The following is an 18,466-nucleotide window of genomic DNA, read 5'->3' on the forward strand; positions in this document are numbered from 1 at the left end:
GAATCTCCTTATTAAAAGATGTTCTAGAGGATTTTGCGGAACAGGGCAATGACTTCTTCTTTGGTAGGAATGAATGGATTTCCTGGTGCACAGGCATCCTTCATCGCATTTTCAGCGAGCAGGTCAAGATCGACCTCATCTACACCCAGCTCGGATAATTTGGCCGGTATGCCGACTTCCTTGGACAGCGCCTTAATTGATTTGATTACGAAATCGGCGCATTCCTTGTCACTTTTACCGTTCACCTGCAGGCCGATCGCCTTGGCGATACTTCTGAATTTCTCCGGTACATATTTGGCGTTTTCTTCTTCTACATATGGCAGCAGCATCGCATTGCACACCCCATGCGGCAAATCATATACTCCGCCAAGCTGATGCGCCATGGCATGCACATATCCGAGTCCGGCATTGTTGAAAGCCAAGCCTCCAAGGAAAATTGCGTAAACCATCTGCTCACGCGCTTCAATATCATGGCCATCTTTCACCGTGCGGGCCAGATTGGCAAATATAAGCTCCACCGCAGCTAATGCCGTTGCATCGGTGACCGGATAAGCTCCGGGCGTCACTAATGCTTCAACGGCATGAGTCAGGGCATCCATTCCTGTTGCCGCAGTAAGCGCGGCCGGCTTGTCGACCATCAGCTCAGGGTCATTCACCGAGATGGTGGCAATGCTGTTCTTATCCACCATAACCATCTTCACCTTGCGTTTCTCATCCGTAATGACATAGTTGATCGTCACTTCGCTTGAAGTTCCGGCGGTAGTGTTCACCGCAATAATAGGCAGCGATTTATGCTGTGACTTGTGTACACCTTCGTACTCTACGATATGTCCGCCATTGGTAGCAACGATGCCGATGGCTTTGGCTGTATCCTGCGGCGAACCACCGCCGATGGACACCAGATAGTCGCATTCATGCTGCTTCAGAAAATCAACGCCGTCGTGGACATTTTTACAGGTCGGGTTAGGTTTGACTTCATCATATACGACATAATTAATTCCCGCTTCATCCAGAACAGCCAGCAGCTTACCGGCGATTCCGCTCTTGACCAGAAACTTATCGGTGACCACAAGCGCTTTCTGCAAATTCAGCTCTTGAATGTACGGCCCGATTTCCTTCAGACAGCCTTTTCCCATAATGTTGATAGAAGGAACATAATAAACATGAGTACTCATTGATTGACCAGCCTCCCAGGCAATTTATATACAGCGTTTACAAGTTAACAATCTATCCTCTGCAAGCTTGGTTTCATTCGGCTGTGGCACTTCAGGCTGGTCTCTGAAGATTCGCAGCGGACCGGCTCTGGCGCTCCTCTAAGAGGCATGCGCTTTCAAAGGAATAATGATATCCTCATCGTATCGCCTTGAATCTTTGTTGTCAACATTTAAAATAATAATTATGTTGTTTTTATTTGTTTATTGTTTGTTTCGCGAAGGTTATAATAGAATTAATGTTGTTTCTCCTTAGTTTATTGCAAAACACAGATCGTTAGGTCTATATTTATAAAATAGTTCTATATAGATTGAACTTGAGAAAATACACTTAGGGAAAAGTGGCGGAGGAGAATTTTGGAACTGTAGGAGCGATAGCGTCCGCCTGAAAGCTTTCCGCAGGAAAGCTCGCTTCGAAAGCATAGGCAAGGTTTGGATTTCTACCGCGCGGTCTATTTCAAGAAATCCAAGCCTAACAGCGGCTGGAAGTCCAATCATTCTCTGGAGTCACTGCCAACCCCAAAATAGAAAATCACAAGTTCAATCTATATAACTCCGGAAAGGTGATTATGATGCTCGCAGCTGAAAGACGCAAAAAAATAATAGATTTAGTGCATCAGGATAAAAGAGTTCTGGTCTCTGATTTAAGCCGCATGTTTGAAGTAACGGAAGAAACGATCCGCAGGGATCTGGAGAAGCTGGAAAAGGACGGCATTTTAAGCCGCACATACGGGGGGGCTATGCTGAATAGGCATACCAATGAGGATCTGCCGTTTGTCACCCGGGGTGCCATCAATACTGATATCAAACGCAACATCGCGCTTAAGGCGCTTGAGCTGATTAATGACGGTGACACGTTGATGGTCGATCCCAGCTCAACTTCCTTTGAATTTCTCAAGCTGCTGGGCAACAAAAACAATCTGACGGTCATTACGAATTCCATCAATATTTTGCATGAGTTCGCCAGCTCCGGTATGAATATTATTTCCTCCGGCGGATCCTTGCGCCACCGCTCACTCTCTCTTGTAGGCCCTGTCGCCCATGACACGATCCAGCGGTACAACGTAGATACTGCCGTGATCAGCTGCAAGGGAATTGATATGGAACGCGGTATCACCGATTCCAACGAACCGGAGTGCGAGCTTAAGAAATACATGCTGCGCCAGGCCGAAAAGGTTGTGCTGCTCGCCGACCATACCAAATTCGACAAAACTGCCTTTACACAGCTGGTCCAGCTTAACCGAATCGACGTGCTGATCACGGACCGCAAACCGTCAGAAGCCTGGCTCAAGCGGCTCGCGAAGGAGAATGTTGAGGTGCTGTACTGACCTCTGCGGAAGGGCCTGGTCACTTGTGGCAACAGGAAACGTATAAAAGCAATGGAAGGGCAAAAAGAGGCGATACGAGGATAATACTGGGGCAATTACAGAGCTGCAATAGGAGTGTTATAAAAAATAAAAGCGGCACTTCCCTCCTTTAAGGATGAGAAAGGCTGCTCTTATTGGGATAGTTCATGCTTAGAGTCGGTAGTCTGTACACGGTAGGGTTTAGACACGACAGAGCGGAGCTTCATTTGCCGCATGTACACACTCACGGTGCGTTCAGTAACGGTATAGCCCTCTTTGTGCAGCAGACGAGTGATCTTCGGACTTCCATAACGCTTTTTATGATCGGCAAAATGATACTGGATTCGCTCCATGATCGCTGCTTTGTGGAGTTTCTGTGTGCTGGTTTCTCCCGTCCGCCACTTGTAGTAACCGCTCCTTGAAACGTGTAGGGTGTCGCACATCTTCTCCAAGCGAAACTCGGAGCGATGGTCCTCCATAAACTGGAATCTTAGTTCCTTGGTTTGCTGAAGATGTGCACAGCTTTTTTTACAATCGCCAGTTCTTCTTCTGCATCGGCAAGTTTGAGTTCTTTCTCCTGGAGCTGACGGGTCGCCTCTTTCAACTGTGCTTCGAGTTCCCGTACCCGGTCCATACTCGCCGCCGGTTCATTCTTTAGCTCCCGATATTGACCCATCCACTGATGCAGCGTACTTTTCGGGATGTTAAGCTCTTCCGCTAAGTCACCTAAGGTCTTCGTCTGTTCTTGAATGAACTTCACGGTTTGCTTTTTGAATTCTTCGTTATACCGTTGTCGTTGTTCTCCCATGTGAACACACCTCCGTTGCTATCATTATCGGTCCGTCCGTTAATGGGTGTCCACTATTTATTCTAATTGCAGCGCAATATGTGCATGGCGGCGGTTCTATACAATATGCATCGGACTCCAGTGACGTTATTTCGGAAAATACCCTGTTTCCGGTCACAAAGCGGACTCCAGAGATGTTATTTTTCATTCCCAGCGCCATTTCGCCGTTTTTTCCGGGAATAACGGCTATACGGTCCGTAAGAAAGACATTACAGCCTATTATTATAGAATAGCGGCTTTACGGTCCGTTAGCCGGTCTGGTAACGCAGAATGCTAAATCGTTTGAGCTTAGACAACAGTTGCATGAGTTGCGTCAGTCGTATCAGTCGCATCAACTCACGTTAGTCACGCCTTTCACATCAGTCACACTTCTCACATCAGTCACATCAGTCACATTAGTCACATATTCGCAGCATCCATAACATCAGACAGCAGCCTCGCTTCACTATCTAATCTGCCTGATTACATTACCTCTCCCTTAGACAGCATGATGTTAAGAATTGTCGTATCCGTTGCGGCAAGGCCTTCCTGGACCAGCCTCTCCATGTTGCGGATCGTATCTTCCACCTCTTCAAAAATCACCCCATCCCTATCGGTGGGCGAAATATTGTTCATGGCCAGTGTAGCTGCCTGAATTGCTGCATTAGTAGCCGTGGAGATTTTCAGCGCGCAGGTGGATTTCGCACCGTCGCAGATCATGCCTGACAATGAGGCAATCGTATTCTGTATCCCGTGCTTAATCTGCTCCAGGCTCCCGCCCATCAGATAGATGATCCCGCTGTTGGCCCCTACTCCGCCTGCGATGCCCGATCCGCATAGCGGGGACAGACGCCCGATATAATGTTTGACATGGACGGTGATCAGGTTGCTGAGGGCCAGTGCCCGCGCCAGCGTCTCCTCGTCTTTGTTCATGAGCCGGGCGAGCTCAATCACCGGCAGTGTACACGCTATGCCCTGATTCCCGCTGCCTGCCGTTGTCATCACCGGCATTGCACTGCCGTCCATCCGCGCATCGGAGGCTGCAGCTGTAGCAGCGATAACCTTGTTGGCCACATCATTGCCAAACAGATTGACCGCCGATTGCTGCAACATTTTTTTACCAACCTGCAGCCCGTAATCTCCCCGCAATCCCTCATCGGAGATGGCCTTGTTCATTACCGCACCTTCTAAAAGAAACTGAAGGCTGGAGAAATCGACAGTCCGGACGAACTCAAAAATCCCGTCCAGGGAAACCGCATAAACCTCAGGGTCCAATTCCTCGGACCCCTCACAATCCGCCTTGTCTTTTGGCAGATCAAGTGCGATCCCATCCTTGGCCAGAAAGATCACATGCGTATGCTCTTTGGCAATAATCGCTGTAGCTGTGTGGCTCTCACTGTGTACCCGCGCCTCAATATACAGTTTCTCGGGCGTGTTTTTCAGCTCCACTTCAAGCAGCTTCCGGTCAATGATCTCGTTGGCTTTACTAAGCTCTGCCTGGGACAGCCCTGACAATATCTCGAGCTTCTTATGGGAACGGTGAATCACCGCCCCCAAGGCAGCAGCAATGGGCAGACCGTTTTGTCCGGTACCCGGGATACCTACCCCCATAGCATTTTTAATAATATTTCCGCTAAGAAACAGCTGAATCGACGTGATTTCTTCCTGAACCAGCTCCGCTGCTAAGGAGACTGCATAAGCGACAGCGATCGGCTCCGTACACCCCTCCGCCGGAACTACTTCCTTTTTCAAAACATCCAATAAATTAACCATGTTCGATATCACCATTTCCTCTTGTTGTCGGAGCATTTCTTATTATAGTACAGGAATATTGCCGAGAGATCGACCCTTCTTCTCTGGAAATTGTCCGTTCATGCCATTTCTCTGGCGGGTTTAACCTGTTTGGCATTACAAAAAAGCAGCAAGCCCCAATACCAAGATGGTATTAAGTCTTACTGCCTATTGTTATCCTATGTGTTTCCAGAACTTCTTATTTGCTCTCCACTGCATGGCCGCCGAATTCGTTGCGCAATGCGGCGACCACCTTGCCGGTGAACGTATCGGTTTCAAGCGACCGGTAGCGCATCAGCAGCGCCATGGCGATGACCGGTGTCGCAGCCTGCAGGTCAAACGCCGTTTCCAGCGTCCATTTGCCCTCACCCGAGGAGTGCATAATCCCTTTGATCTCATCCAGCTTGGCGTCTTTGGAGAAGGCGCGTTCTATCAGCTCCATCAGCCATGAGCGGATGACGGAACCGTTGTTCCACACGCGGGCTACTTCTTCAAAGTTGAAGTCATAACCGCTTTTCTCCAGCACCTCAAAACCTTCGCCGATCGCAGCCATCATGCCGTATTCAATCCCGTTGTGCACCATCTTCAGGAAGTGGCCGCTGCCGGACTTTCCGGCGTACAAAAACCCGTTCTCCACAGAGGTATCACGGAACAGCGGTTCGACCACTGCCCAGGCTTCCTCGTCTCCGCCAATCATATAGCAAGCGCCATTGCGGGCGCCTTCCATTCCTCCGGAGGTTCCTGCATCCAGGAAATAGACCCCCTCCTTGCTCAACGCCTCATGGCGGCGGATCGATTCCTTGTAATGTGAATTTCCTGCCTCGATAATGATATCGCCTTTAGACAGCAGCGGTGTAAGCTCAGCAATGACAGAATCGACAAACTGATGCGGAACCATAATCCAGGCAACCCGCGGGGTTTCCAGCTGATTAACAAGCTCGGCGAGACTTTTCGCCATAGCTGCACCTTTAGAACCCATCTCCTCTACAGCAGCGGCATTCACATCAAACGCTACAACTTCATGATCATGCTCCAGCAGGTTCTGGCCCAGATTGAAGCCCATTTTTCCTAAACCGACTAATCCTACTTTCATTAGATATCCCTCCGAAAATTATTAATTGGATCTTATAAAACCAAGTGCGCAAGTAGTTACAAAGGGCTTAATCAAGCACCCGGCCGGATGGCCACAGGATCGGTCTCATGAACATCATTCGGCTCATGCTGCTCCGCAGGGAGCTCATCATCCAACCACCAGTGGTCCTCTCCAAGCAGCTCATCGGCCGCATCCGGTCCGTAGGAACCCGCTGCATACGAATGAAGCGGCAGAGTGCCTTCCTCAGTGGCTTCAATAATCGGCTGCACCCACTGCCAGGACAGCTCGACTTCCTCCCAATGGGCAAAGAAAGTAGCATCTCCAAGCAAAGCATCGTAAATCAGGTTCTCGTAAGCTTCCGGCAGATCCGGATTACCGGATTCATGCTTAATGCTGACCGGCTCCAGCTGCCCGTGCTGGCGCGGATTTTTGGTGTTCAGCTGCAGTGAGATACCTTCGCCGGGACCGATTTCGATCACCAGCAGGTTAGGATCAAGATCCAGCTTCCCTCTGTTTTTGTTATGCAAATCATTAAACGGTTCTTTGAACTCTATAACGATTCTTGTTGATTTCTCTTTCATCCGTTTACCGGTACGGATATAAAACGGCACCTCACTCCATAATGGATCATCAATCCAAAGGCGGGCCGCGATATAAGTCTCATTCTGCGAAGAAGCTTCAATTCCCGGCTCGGAAGTATAGCCGGCTACCTTACTGCCCCGGATTTCACCGGCGGCATATTGTCCACGGACCACATGCCGGGCCACGTCTTCTTTCAGCAAGGGGCGCACCGAGCGGATCACATGCCGCTTCTTGCTGCGGACATCTTCCGGCGTACTGCCCTTGGGAAGCTGCATCGCCATCATCATCAGCAGCTGCAGCATATGGTTCTGGAACATATCGCGCAGAGCACCGGCTTTGTCATAATAACCTGCCCGTTCCTCTACCCCAACCGTCTCAGCGGCTGTAATCTGAACATTGGCGATATAGCGGTTCTGCCACAACGCTCTCAGCACCGGATTCGAATATTTCAGCACTTCAAGATTCTGGACCATCGGTTTACCCAGGAAGTGGTCGATCCGGAAGATTTCCTCTTCTGTAAAAGCTGCATTCAGGCTGTCATTCAGCTCCCGCGCCGATTTCAAATCTCTGCCGAACGGTTTCTCGATGATCAGGCGTTTCCAGCCTTTGGTGTCACCTAGTCCGCTTGTGTTAATGTTGCCGGCAATTGGCCCGAAAAATTCAGGACCTACAGACAAATAAAACATCCGGTTCTCCGGAATGTTCAGCAGTTCCTCACGGCGCTGCACATGCGCCAGCAATTTCTTATAATCCTCCGGACGTCCAACGTCCAGCACGCTATATTCAAAAGCCAGCAGGAAATCCTGCAGCTCCGCCGATTCTTCTACCTTCCGCCGGGAAAAGGTGCGCAGCGAATCCAGCACTTGCGCCTGGAAGGTTTCGTTACTGAGCTCTCTTCTGCCGAGACCAATGACCGAGAGAGGACCGGAAAGCTTGCCATCTGCGAACAAGTTATATAATGCAGGGTATATTTTACGTTTTGCCAAATCTCCTGTGGCGCCAAAAAGTACAAAGGTTGATGATTCCACTTTCATTCCTCCCGTTGTTGTCAAATGTTTATGAGGTTACTTATTATTACTCGCAAACTTTTATAACACCCATCATACGACTGCAAAAAGTATTCGTCAACCTCATTCTGACATTTACGAAAAGTACTTATTTTCACGAACTTTTTACTATGCTATAGTAAGGAGGATATTAATAATAACTTTAAGGGGTGGGAAAGGCTATGAAGCAGGATTTCAAACCGTTGCTCGCCAAGGTGGAACATGCCTATCATATCATCGGGAAGAAATGGGTTAATCTTATCATCCACGTTTTAATGGAGGGACCCAAGCGCTTCAGCGAGTTGCATGCCATCATCCCGGATTTAAGCAAACGAATGCTGAATGAACGCTTGAAGGAGCTTGAAGAGTGCGGGTTGCTAAATCGTGTGGTCATCCCGGACCGCCCCGTAAAAACGGAATATTCGTTAACGGAAAAAGGGCAGGAGCTTGGAGCAGCACTCTGCCATGTGGAGGTATGGGCGATGAAATGGTTATAGCTCCAGCCCCTTACCGTAAAAAAGAGGGAGTACCCAAGCCTTAACGGCTTCCGGTTCTCCCTCTTTTCGGGTTACTATTGTTTGCAAATGTCTGTTAATTGTTAATTACTGTTCAGATTGTACTCTGCCAGCACATCTTCCGCCGAAAGCATATTACTATAGACCTTCAGTTCGTCGATCAACCCTTTGAACGGTGGATTCCAGTAATTGATGCCCAAAGTGAATACGGCATTCATATTGGTAAACACATCCGGGAAGCCCGTGCCGGAGAATTTCTCCGATCCGTTGATGTACACTTTGACTTCACCTTCACGTACTGTAAAAGCGACATGTGTCCACTCATTCAGCGGGATTAGCAGACCGGTTAAAGCATCATACCAGGCCGTTCCTGACCATAGCAGCGTCTGGCCGCCGGCATTTTGCAGAACCAGGCTGATCCAGCTGTCCATGGTGCTTGCACCGAAAAAGGTGGTCGTGAAATCCGTCAGCTGCGCAGGATTTAACCACATGGAGACAGAGTAGGTGCTGCTGTTCAAAAGCCCGTCAGGCAGCCGGATACCGGAAGTACCATCGAAGACAGCCGCCTGTCCGGCAACACCTGTCCCATAGGTAATACTGCCGACCGTCGCACTGTCCACTTTGTCACCGGTTGCCTTGCCCGGCGCAGACAGCTGCAGCGAATCCTGTAAATTGCCGTCAAACGCATAATAAGCTATTTTCCCATCTGTAACCTTCACTTGATAGCTGGAAGTAACCGCGCTGCCATCTGTCGCCTTTGCAGTAATACTTGCATCCCCGACCTTCAGAGCCGTTACTACACCTGTCACAGCATCGACAACTGCGACCTCGGGAGTGCTTGAGCTCCACTCCAGCTGCTGGTTGCCGGCATTGGCAGGCAGTATGCTGACCACCGGGGTATAACTGTTGCCTACAGCTACTTGTTGGACTGCTGTACCGAAGGATATCGAGGTCACCTTCGTATCCGTTTCCGGCTCACCATTCACCAGCCAGCCCACGGCTTCCGGTGACAATGCTTTTTCATAGACCCGGAATTTGTCAACCAGGCCCTTGTACGGGATATCCCAATAGTTGACGCCGAGGGCAAACACGCCGGAATCATCTGTAAATACGTTGGTAAATCCGCTTTTCGTCGATTTCAGCACACCATTCACATACATTTTGACTGTGCCGGCATCGTAGGTAAAGGCCACATGTGACCATTCACCTGCCTTAATCTGCAGGCCCGTATCCGCATCCATCCAGGCCTCGCTGCCAAACCACAAGCGGGTTGTTGCGACACCGTTGCCGTATGGAAGCAGACTGATCCAGTTCGTATCGGACTTTGCTCCGAAGAACGCAGTCGTAAAGGCGGTCAATTCATCCGGATTCAGCCACATGCCCAAGGTATAGGAGCTTCCGGAAATCAGGCCGTTTGGCAAACGGATGCCGGAGCTGCCATCCAATTGCGCTGCCTGTCCGTCTTCACCGCTTACATAAGTGATCGTACCGCCGGTGTTGTTCACCCGGTTCCCCGTTTCCATCCCCGCTTCAAGCCGTCCGCCGCTTTCCTTGAGATTACCCTCAAAGTCATAGGCGCCAACTAAACCGTCCTCCAATTGACTGCCGCTAAGTGCTACAACACCTACTGTGAAGGTTTTGGTAGCGCTCGCCTTGCCAAGCCGAATCGTAGCCGTCAGTTCCACAGACGTGTCAATACTGCCAACCTCCGGCCGTGTTACCTTCCCGTCATTTCCAACAACGGCTTCATTGGACGAAGACCACGTTATCGCAATACCGCGTACGCCTTCGCTCGGCAGGGTTAGATCCTTATACACTTTACTTGTGTTGCCAAGTGTCAGGCTGCTTGTAGCATTGGCCACCAGCTGCTCATCGCTCAGTGTTTCAAGCGCGCTGCCCCAGACGGCAACACCTTGATCCGACATGGCAGTGAAGGTCATGACATGATCTTGGCGCGTGGAATCCCACAGCTTGACGAAGACACCTTTGTACAGCCGTTCAACGGCAGTGCCGTTCTGTGTCTCGTTGATGAGCAGATCGGCATAATAATCGTCTTTCAGTTTCCAGGTCCCGGTCACCGATCCTGCAATGGTTCCGTCTGCCAGGAGTTCAATATCGGCGCTTGATTTGATTTTGGCGCTGATATCCTTGCCATGGTTGATGAACTGATAGGCACCGGCGATGTCTTCCGCCGCTACTTTGCCGATAGTTTCGCCGGAGTAACGGTGCGGCGCGACCACCGGCCAGCCGTCCTCGTTCATGAACATCTGGTGTACGCGAAGCTCATGAGCTTCGCCCCGGTAAGGGAACCGGGTATGGAAGAAGTTGAACGTCTTCCCGCTGTCTTCATCGTAATATACCGAATTATGGCCGGATGAGACATAGCCATAGACCGGGAACTCCGGATCGCCGTTCACGTTCGTGAACAGGAAGTTGCCCAGCAGCTTGTTGCCGTATGCCGAGTGGTCACCATCCGTGGTGAGCACCGCATCCTGCCCTGCTGCATCCTTGTAAGGACCGCTTGGGCTGCTCGAACGGAACTGCCGCATACTGTAGCCGCCATCTGCCGCAAGACCGCCATAGGTTACATATAAATAGTAGTAGTCCGTATTTTTGTCGTACATTACATACGGGCCTTCACCGGATTTATAATTGCCTCCCGAGATTTTGGTTCCAAAATAGCGGTCGATGATTCTGCCGTCCGCTGTCGTCCCGTCTTCTCCGGGATACTTGGGTCCGCCGGTTGCAGGATCAACCTCCAGCACGAAAATCCCGCCCGACCATGATCCGTAGGTCATCCACAGCTTGCCGTCCTTGTCATAGAACAGCGTAGGGTCAATTGCGTTTGTATACATTTTATTGTTATACGTACCATCGGTATTAAACCAGGCCGGATTCATTGCCTCCAGTGTTCCATCATCAATCAACGCCTGAATGTTGGTATTCGTCCATTTTTTGTTGACATCACTGTTCGCATCATAAGCTTCGCCTGCCGTGAAGCCGGAATACAGCAAGGTTCTCCCGTAGGTGTAAGGTCCTTTAATATTTTGCGAAACGGCGTAGCCAATGGCTGAACGAATATAGGTGGAGGAAGTGGAATAATACATCATATAAGTGCCCTTGGTTCCATCCTCGTTAACATAGTCCTCATTCCAGAAAACATCCGGTGCCCAAACGGAGAAACCGCCTTTGCTGTCGGAATCGTTCTCCCCGGCCCAGGCGAAGGATTCCGCCAGATTCGCGGAAAGATCACCGTAGAGTGCATTATCCGGCGTTTTATAGCCGTTGGTGAAAGTGCTCCAATTCATCAAATCTCGCGACTTAGCCGCCTCAATATGCGAACCGAAGACATAATACGTATCGCCGTCCTTCACAACTGAGGGATCATGAACGGATACATTGCTGAACACCGGCGCGGTCGCTTCCGGCGAAACCACCGGTGTCACACTTGGTGTCACACTTGGCATCGGACTTGGTGTAGCTGTCGGTGATATCGGGGTCCCTCCCCCGCTGCCCGCAGTCGCTGTAGCAGTTGCCGTTGCCGCTGGTGTTTCCAGCTTGATCAGGGAGCTGTAGGCCGGGTCAAAAATCACCTTGCCGCTGCCTTGGACAGTAATCTGCTCCTTCACGCCGACCTTCAGATTTTTGATCTCCGTGCCCGCTTCCACACGCAGTCCCGTCTTACGGTTAAGCGTTATGTCCGTGATGCTGCCTCTGTTTAATACCAATGTCGGCTCGCCTAGTGCATTCACGACTACCGAGTCGAAGCTGCCGCTAAGCTGTACCACCGAATTTTTGGACAATGTCTGTTCCAGTGTAATTTTACTGAAGCCCGTCCCGGTTGCAGCTGCATCCTCCTCAAGCTTGACGCCAGACTGAACAATGACGTCCGTTACAGCACTGCTGCCTTTGGCTATGACGCGCAGCTTCCCGTTCTTTTTGTTCACCACCAGCCTGGAAGCCGTCGAATTGCTCATGACAACGCTGTTTTCACCACCGCCAGTGACAACTATTTTGCCTGCGACCTTTACGTTGTCGAGGGTAATGTCCCCTTCAGCAATTCCTTCGGTGAGATACAAGTTGCCCGCGATGCTGGCGTTCTTGAGCTCCACTCCGGCGGTGCTGACAATAACGTTCCGGGCAGTCAAATCGTTGTAGGTTCCGCTCTTGAGGATGATTTGCCCGGACAGTTTGCTGATTAACCGCAGTGCCTCAGCTCTCGTTACCGCTCGTTCCCCCTTAATGCTGCCATCCTCGTACCCGCTGAGGAAACCGTCTCCCAGCAAAGTAAGTACAGCTTCCCTGCTCCACTCCGGCAGCTCCACGGCATCCTTCGGCGCGGCAGCGGCGGCTGAAGCATCAAGCTGGAACAACCGGTACAGCATCACGGCCGCTTCCTGGCGGCTGACCGTTTGGGCGGGACGGAAGGTACCGTCGCCGTAACCCGACACAAAACCGGCTGATACCGCTTTCATAACATCGTTATAATAAACGCTTCCTTCCGCAACATCACTAAACCTGCTCTCACTCAGAGTCTGCAGATTAAATACTCTGCCTACAAGTGAAACCCACTCTGCACGGGTGATATTCTGCTCCGGTTTATAAACACCGTTCCCATAACCCGTGAGCAGACCATTATCTACCCATGTCTGAAAATCATCCTGTGCCCAGTGGCCTGTATAGTCAGGCACTGAGATTTTGGTGGTAAGCTGCCCCGCCTTGTCATTATCTTTCACAGTCCCGGAAGCCGCCATGATCGGCGAAGGTACAAGCAGCAGCAGCGCAAGAAACGAAGACGTTAGCTTGCCAGTCATCTTGTTCAAATGTGAGATCCTCCGATTCTAAAAAATAGTCATGCCTGGTCTTGCGATTACAATATCAAGAAATTAGCGGACTTCTTGCTGGTATGCGGCACCTCCCCTTTTATCACCTGCAAATAAAACGCTTTCATGTAGTCATTAAAAAAATGTTCTGCCGTAAGGTTTAGTTTATTTTAGATAAACAAAAACTAAAAGTTCATAATCCGGCTTGAACGGTTTTATTTTAACGGCACAATCGGCAATTAGTCAATTAGAATTTTATATTAAAATAAATCGTTTTATATTTATGTTGATTATAAACTTCAGCAAAATAAAAAATTGAAATGAAACGCTGTGATCCGCTTCAGGCTAGCAAATGTATGTATATCACTGCTACAGGAGTCGTTGACGAGGGAGTGCCTATGATACAATAAGGACACTAACGAAAGCCAAGGTCATCACGACGAATGTGTACAAGGTAAGCCCGGAGCAGAAAGAACAGCTTGATCTTCTGGCAGAGGAACGACTTCAAAAGGCATGTGAGGAGGCAATACCGAATATTCTCAAGCGGTACGAACAGCGGCAGGAAGAGATCCGGCAGTTAAAGGATTCATCGAAGAAATAAGCAAAAACCGATGACTATTATAGATCGAGTCGGCATTAAATGATAACGGAAACATTTATTTCGTTGCTATATCAAAGAAGCCTGCAGGCACAAATGCGCATGCAGGCTTCTTTGATAACTATCCAGTACAGAATCAAAAAAACGCGATGATTGCACTCACCTTGCTTACCGCAAGCAATGGAAGTCCTTGAGCTAATTCACTGCGGTGATCCGCAAGGCCATATACTGCTTATCGGGCAGCTCGATGCGGTAATCTCCTCTTACTAACTCCTGCACAGCAGTGATGGTCATATTCCACGTATCGATAATTTCAATCCGGTAATCATGATCGGGTGGCAAAATCAGCTTCTTAAAAGCCGGCCGCTGATTGCCGTGCCCATTTCCTCTTATTGCCTACGCCATTATCCTTCCAGAGCTTTATATTCAAAAAAGTCAAAATACGCCTTTTTACTCTGCTGGTCCAGGTCCTGGGCGCAGACTCCTGCATAGGAGCCGGTAAACCCAAGTTTGCCGCCGAATTCATCGGACAGTGTGCCGAAATCAAGCGGTGTGCACATCGCTGTCCAGACCTCTCCATCCGGGGAAGCGTAAAACACGATATCCCGCCCGTTGATCTCTGCCTTGAGAAAATAGCGCTCCCAATCCTTCACCGAGATTTGCATGGAGGAGATTTCATCGTATTTACCGGCTCTGCACAGCACAACGCCAAGGCTTACGCCACGGATCTCATCGGCAGTTACCCGCAAATAATAATAGTCACTGTCATCGTAATAAAGTACCAGTCCCGCCATTTCCATCATGCTAACAGGCTTGAACTCCATACAAGTGGACACCCTGCAGGCAAAATGCTGGATCGGGCGGGCGATCATACTCTGATTATGCAGGGAAGCCAGCGATTCTCTGCCAGTCAGACGCAGAAAACCCGGACGCTCCGTCAAGCTGACCCATGAAGGATCAAAAGGAATACGAAGTCCCTGATAGGGATATCCCAGCTCTTCGCTGTCGAACTCATCGTGTTCCGGCAACGCTTCAAAGGGATGCGGCGGCAGATCCGGCGCCTCTGTCACAAGAGCAGGCAGCTTCCCGCCATGCGCCAGCCGCAGCCAACCGTCTTCGGTCCATACACAGCGCTGGATCGCCGTCTCTCTGCCGAGCGGATTCATCGTCCCTGTCCCGGGAATCGGGCGTGTGCACAAATGGGCCATATACCATTCGCCATTCTGTGTTTCCACCAGTGACCCATGACCAGCCTGCTGGAAGGGATAGTTCAAGTCATGGGCGGTCGTCATTATCGGATAATCGGGATCTGTTTCATAAGGTCCGGTCAAGCTGCGGCTTCTCGCCATGGTGACCATATGGTTCACACCTGTGCCGCCTTCAGCAACAAGCAGATAGTAATAGCCATTGCGTTTGTACAATTGCGGACCTTCCGTAACTCCGGTCGGCGTCCCTTTATAGATTTCGTGCACCGGACCGGTCAGCTTGCCGGTTGAGAGATCATATTCCTGCATAATAATACCGGAGAAATTGCTGTGGCTCTTGCGGAAATCCCAGCGCATATTTAGCAGCCATTTCCGGCCGTCTGTATCATGGAACAGAAAGGGATCAAATCCGCTGCCGTTCAGCCGGACCGGCTCACTCCATGGCCCCCTAATATCGGGCGCAGTAATGAGGTAGTTATGCAGATCCTTATACACACTCTTGCGGGATTTCACATCCGTAAACAGTAAATAATACAACCCGTTATCAAATGAAAGCGCCGGTGCCCAAATGGAGCCGGAACTTACGTTGCCGCGCAGATCAACCTGCGAAGACTCCGTCAGTACACGGGTAAGCGAGTGCCAGTGAATCAGGTCGCGTGAATGGTGGATCTCGACACCCGGGAACCATTCAAAAGTAGATGTAGCAATATAATAATCATCCCCAACCCGTAAAAAAGACGGATCGGGATGAAAACCGGTCAATACCGGATTCACAATCGGTTGTGCCATAAATTCTAAACCTCCAGGGATGATTGGATTGTCTATTTAAATTTTGGATTTACAGTTAATATTCTAGCGCTTACAGCGGTTGAAAGTTATAATGAGTTATTATAAAATGTTTGTATTTTGTCATGATGGAGGAACTATGAAGCAGCTGTTCGAACCTGTTATTTTCACGGACCACAAGTCGCTCATCTGGGACTATCAGCTATACACTGATGACTATTACAAGGGCTACTACCACTGGCACCAGTGCTGCGAGATCATGTATATCCACAGCGGTCAGGGCAATGTTGTCGTCAATCAGCAAATGGATGATATCCGCTCCGGCATGCTGTTTTTTTTCCAGCCTTATCAGCTGCACCGGATTTATTCGGAGGTCTCTGCGGAATGCCCGTTCGTGCGCAGCATTTTCTATGTGGATCCGCACACCGCCGAGAATCTGCTGAAGAACTTCCCCAAGCGCAAAGCGCTCTTCTCTGCCTTATGGCAGGGTAAGAACACCTATTGCGGGTTTGATCTCGGCAGTCAGAATGAGGCCATACAATGGATTTATAACCAGTATGATCAGTGCCGGACCCATTCCCCGGTGGAAGATTCCGAGGATATTACAATGCTGCTTACGCAATTACTGAGCTGCCTGGGAACCGGCGGCAACATGTTGATCCAACCGGAGGAACGGCGGAATCTCCGCTATTCCGAGCAGATCATGAACTGGATCGAGGAGCATTACCATGAAGAGGTGAACCTCGAGCAGCTCGCAGCGGAGACCCATTTATCGAAGTCTTATGTCTCGCGGATTTTCCACCAGGAAACGGGAAGCCGCCTGGTCGACTACCTGACCGCCCGGCGGATCAAGCAAGCCTGCCGCCTGCTCAGCACAACGGATATGCCTGTGGAGCAGATCGGTATCACGGTGGGTTTCCCGAACGCCTCCTATTTCAACCAGCTGTTCAAAAGAGTCCTCGGCACCACTCCCCTAAAATACCGGAAGAGTAATTAACGGGAATCTTCACTTACAAAAACAATATTGCGCGCATATTCATTGATCAGCATTCTGTCTGTGCGCGCCTCTCCTATCACTTCACCATTGATCTGCAAATTGATAAAAGATACACCGTCTACGCCCCGTTTTCCATCGTATCCATAAATACGGGAAGGTTGGATGTCAGCTCCGTCATAACGGACATTGCGGAACGTAATATTTTCGATGCCCGAGCCCGGTTCCGGATTATAATCCTTGTTCATCACCACACGCAGATCCAGCAGCTGACCCTGCTCTATCCGTTCCACCCTGATATCGCTATACAGGATATTCCGCACCATATTGCGGTCCCCGGCATTAATCGCCAGTGCTCCCCAATAATTCTCCTGAGGTTCATGATGCTCCAGAATATCGATATTCTCGAACACAATGTTCTCGATCAAATCCCCGCTCCGTTGGTGATCTCCATGAGTGCCAATCATCAGCGGATGAGCCACATCGGCCCATAGAATGGAGTCCCGTACGCTAATGTTCCGGCTGTCTCCATAGAAATCCCATCTGGAGCCGTAAATGGCGATGCAGTCGTCGGAATTCCGCATGAAGACATCACGGATGTCAATATCGCTGCTCGCCATGATGTCGATTCCGTCGCTCCAGCCCCGTGTGCTGAATGACTTCAGGTTGTTGATCGAAATTTTAGCAGACTGCCCGATAAACACACTGTAATGCGGCGGATCAATGACTGTAATCCCTTCCACATTCACCCGTTGCGAGAAGACAATTCGCACACCGCGAAAAGCCGAAAACCGGTGGAAATCCGCCAAATAAATGACACCCCGCCCGTGGATGGTTACATCCTCTACTCCTTCACACACCAGTGAACCTACTAGGACTGACCCTCCGGCAAGATATACGGTCGTTCCTGAGGGCACTGGAAATGCCGTTTCTTCAATGTAATGGGTGCCTGGTGCAAAATAGAGTGTTTGCGGTACTCCGCCTTCGGCCTCTCTGGTCGTTTCGAGCAGGTTTAACAGATCGGGAGTCCGGTGAATGCCCGGCTGAATCAGGTGCACGCTGGCATACTCAGGCTGAGGCACATTTTTCTCCAGCTCATTCGCGAACAGATGCAGATTACGGAAACGGTCGCCGTTTATTTCCACCGAAAGCTTTTGCGGGCCGTTCAACAGGAAAGAGAGTTTGCGGCCATCCTGCTCAAATTTGATATTTCTTGCTGCCGGAGCAATGTTCACATGAGTAATTTCTGTATAGAGGCATGTAATTTCCACATCAGCCATACCTTGCAGATCAAAAAAAGCGAGCGATGCCGGTCGTACCTGATGCATGTCCACTTTGACCTCGTAAATCAAAAGCGGCTGCCATTCCCCTCCAACCGGACGAACCTTAACCCTGAAATCCTCCCTGAGCGGTATGTTATTGGGAGCGTTATAAATTTGCACTTGGTTCATTGACCTGAGTCCCCCCTGTAATTTTCCTATTCATATTATAAAGTTCAGGGGCCGCACAAAAGTTTGGCAACGTTATAAGGAAATGTTTATATTTTGTCGCGTTAGCAGTAGTTGTGGAATTCGCGAATGATCTTTATTCAGTTATTATCATGACAATATTTCGATATTTTTGAATATCAAATCGCAACTTTGACAATAC

The 18,466-nt window shown here is 49.8% G+C and carries 13 protein-coding genes; 3 read left to right on the forward strand and 10 right to left on the reverse strand.

Features of this window, described 5'->3' with window-relative positions:
- Window positions 1–23: 23 nt before the first annotated feature.
- Window positions 24–1,175: an iron-containing alcohol dehydrogenase gene (locus ACAN56_RS02905; protein ID WP_379140284.1), complete on the reverse strand. Its 1,152-nt coding sequence runs from the start codon at window positions 1,173–1,175 to the stop codon at window positions 24–26.
- Window positions 1,176–1,783: 608 nt separating this feature from the next.
- Between ACAN56_RS02905 and ACAN56_RS02910 the strand changes: the two genes are divergently transcribed.
- A complete protein-coding gene (locus ACAN56_RS02910) occupies window positions 1,784–2,539 on the forward strand; it encodes a DeoR/GlpR family DNA-binding transcription regulator (protein WP_076109577.1) in 756 nt (251 codons plus the stop codon).
- A gap of 170 nt (window positions 2,540–2,709) precedes the next feature.
- On the opposite strand, the gene ACAN56_RS02915 is transcribed toward ACAN56_RS02910, so the two are convergent.
- The 5 genes from ACAN56_RS02915 to zwf all read right to left on the reverse strand — a co-directional run bounded on the left by ACAN56_RS02915 (window position 2,710) and on the right by zwf (window position 7,877).
- On the reverse strand, window positions 2,710–3,036 hold the full coding sequence (locus ACAN56_RS02915; RefSeq protein ID WP_379140286.1) for an IS3 family transposase: 327 nt from the start codon (window positions 3,034–3,036) through the stop codon (window positions 2,710–2,712).
- A gap of 11 nt (window positions 3,037–3,047) precedes the next feature.
- Window positions 3,048–3,365: a transposase gene (locus tag ACAN56_RS02920; RefSeq protein WP_379140288.1), complete on the reverse strand. Its 318-nt coding sequence runs from the start codon at window positions 3,363–3,365 to the stop codon at window positions 3,048–3,050.
- Between the two features lie 501 nt (window positions 3,366–3,866).
- A complete protein-coding gene (locus ACAN56_RS02925) occupies window positions 3,867–5,156 on the reverse strand; it encodes an L-cysteine desulfidase family protein (RefSeq protein WP_076109444.1) in 1,290 nt (429 codons plus the stop codon).
- Between the two features lie 217 nt (window positions 5,157–5,373).
- Window positions 5,374–6,267, reverse strand: a complete 894-nt coding sequence (gnd, locus tag ACAN56_RS02930) for a phosphogluconate dehydrogenase (NAD(+)-dependent, decarboxylating) (protein ID WP_379140290.1) — start codon at window positions 6,265–6,267, stop codon at window positions 5,374–5,376.
- Between the two features lie 71 nt (window positions 6,268–6,338).
- On the reverse strand, window positions 6,339–7,877 hold the full coding sequence (zwf, locus tag ACAN56_RS02935; RefSeq protein ID WP_379140292.1) for a glucose-6-phosphate dehydrogenase: 1,539 nt from the start codon (window positions 7,875–7,877) through the stop codon (window positions 6,339–6,341).
- Between the two features lie 200 nt (window positions 7,878–8,077).
- Here zwf and ACAN56_RS02940 point away from each other — a divergent pair, with 200 nt between their 5' ends.
- Window positions 8,078–8,392, forward strand: a complete 315-nt coding sequence (locus ACAN56_RS02940; protein ID WP_038593196.1) for a winged helix-turn-helix transcriptional regulator — start codon at window positions 8,078–8,080, stop codon at window positions 8,390–8,392.
- A 101-nt stretch (window positions 8,393–8,493) separates the two neighbouring features.
- Here ACAN56_RS02940 and ACAN56_RS02945 read toward each other — a convergent pair whose 3' ends face one another.
- The 3 genes from ACAN56_RS02945 to ACAN56_RS02955 all read right to left on the reverse strand — a co-directional run bounded on the left by ACAN56_RS02945 (window position 8,494) and on the right by ACAN56_RS02955 (window position 15,825).
- Window positions 8,494–13,224 carry a LamG-like jellyroll fold domain-containing protein gene (locus tag ACAN56_RS02945; protein ID WP_379140435.1) on the reverse strand — a complete coding sequence of 1,577 codons (4,731 nt, stop codon included), beginning with the start codon at window positions 13,222–13,224 and terminating at the stop codon, window positions 8,494–8,496.
- Window positions 13,225–14,026: 802 nt separating this feature from the next.
- Complete coding sequence (locus ACAN56_RS02950) at window positions 14,027–14,224, reverse strand: DUF5605 domain-containing protein (RefSeq protein ID WP_269322570.1); 198 nt, start codon at window positions 14,222–14,224, stop codon at window positions 14,027–14,029.
- A gap of 11 nt (window positions 14,225–14,235) precedes the next feature.
- Complete coding sequence (locus ACAN56_RS02955) at window positions 14,236–15,825, reverse strand: glycoside hydrolase family 43 protein (RefSeq protein WP_038593203.1); 1,590 nt, start codon at window positions 15,823–15,825, stop codon at window positions 14,236–14,238.
- A 136-nt stretch (window positions 15,826–15,961) separates the two neighbouring features.
- On the opposite strand from ACAN56_RS02955, the gene ACAN56_RS02960 reads away from it, so the two are divergent.
- Window positions 15,962–16,819, forward strand: coding sequence for a helix-turn-helix domain-containing protein (locus tag ACAN56_RS02960; protein WP_379140296.1), 858 nt, complete (start codon window positions 15,962–15,964; stop codon window positions 16,817–16,819).
- On the opposite strand, the gene ACAN56_RS02965 is transcribed toward ACAN56_RS02960, so the two are convergent.
- A complete protein-coding gene (locus tag ACAN56_RS02965) occupies window positions 16,816–18,267 on the reverse strand; it encodes a glycosyl hydrolase family 28 protein (protein WP_379140298.1) in 1,452 nt (483 codons plus the stop codon). The two genes, ACAN56_RS02960 and ACAN56_RS02965, sit on opposite strands and share 4 nt — an antisense overlap.
- Window positions 18,268–18,466 lie beyond the last annotated feature (199 nt).

Source organism: Paenibacillus paludis (assembly GCF_042610515.1).
In the GTDB taxonomy this organism is placed as follows: Bacteria; Bacillota; Bacilli; order Paenibacillales; family Paenibacillaceae; genus Paenibacillus_AQ.

Bases quoted from the DNA above. Each gene is read 5' to 3' on its own strand.
- ACAN56_RS02915 (WP_379140286.1), bottom strand. From the start codon at position 3,036: ATGGAGGACCATCGCTCCGAGTTTCGCTTGGAGAAGATGTGCGACACC.
- ACAN56_RS02955 (WP_038593203.1), bottom strand. From the start codon at position 15,825: ATGGCACAACCGATTGTGAATCCGGTATTGACCGGTTTTCATCCCGAT.
- ACAN56_RS02910 (WP_076109577.1), top strand. From the start codon at position 1,784: ATGCTCGCAGCTGAAAGACGCAAAAAAATAATAGATTTAGTGCATCAG.
- ACAN56_RS02945 (WP_379140435.1), bottom strand. From the start codon at position 13,224: ATGACTGGCAAGCTAACGTCTTCGTTTCTTGCGCTGCTGCTGCTTGTA.
- ACAN56_RS02905 (WP_379140284.1), bottom strand. From the start codon at position 1,175: ATGAGTACTCATGTTTATTATGTTCCTTCTATCAACATTATGGGAAAA.
- ACAN56_RS02925 (WP_076109444.1), bottom strand. From the start codon at position 5,156: ATGGTTAATTTATTGGATGTTTTGAAAAAGGAAGTAGTTCCGGCGGAG.
- ACAN56_RS02940 (WP_038593196.1), top strand. From the start codon at position 8,078: ATGAAGCAGGATTTCAAACCGTTGCTCGCCAAGGTGGAACATGCCTAT.
- gnd (WP_379140290.1), bottom strand. From the start codon at position 6,267: ATGAAAGTAGGATTAGTCGGTTTAGGAAAAATGGGCTTCAATCTGGGC.
- ACAN56_RS02965 (WP_379140298.1), bottom strand. From the start codon at position 18,267: ATGAACCAAGTGCAAATTTATAACGCTCCCAATAACATACCGCTCAGG.
- ACAN56_RS02960 (WP_379140296.1), top strand. From the start codon at position 15,962: ATGAAGCAGCTGTTCGAACCTGTTATTTTCACGGACCACAAGTCGCTC.
- ACAN56_RS02920 (WP_379140288.1), bottom strand. From the start codon at position 3,365: ATGGGAGAACAACGACAACGGTATAACGAAGAATTCAAAAAGCAAACC.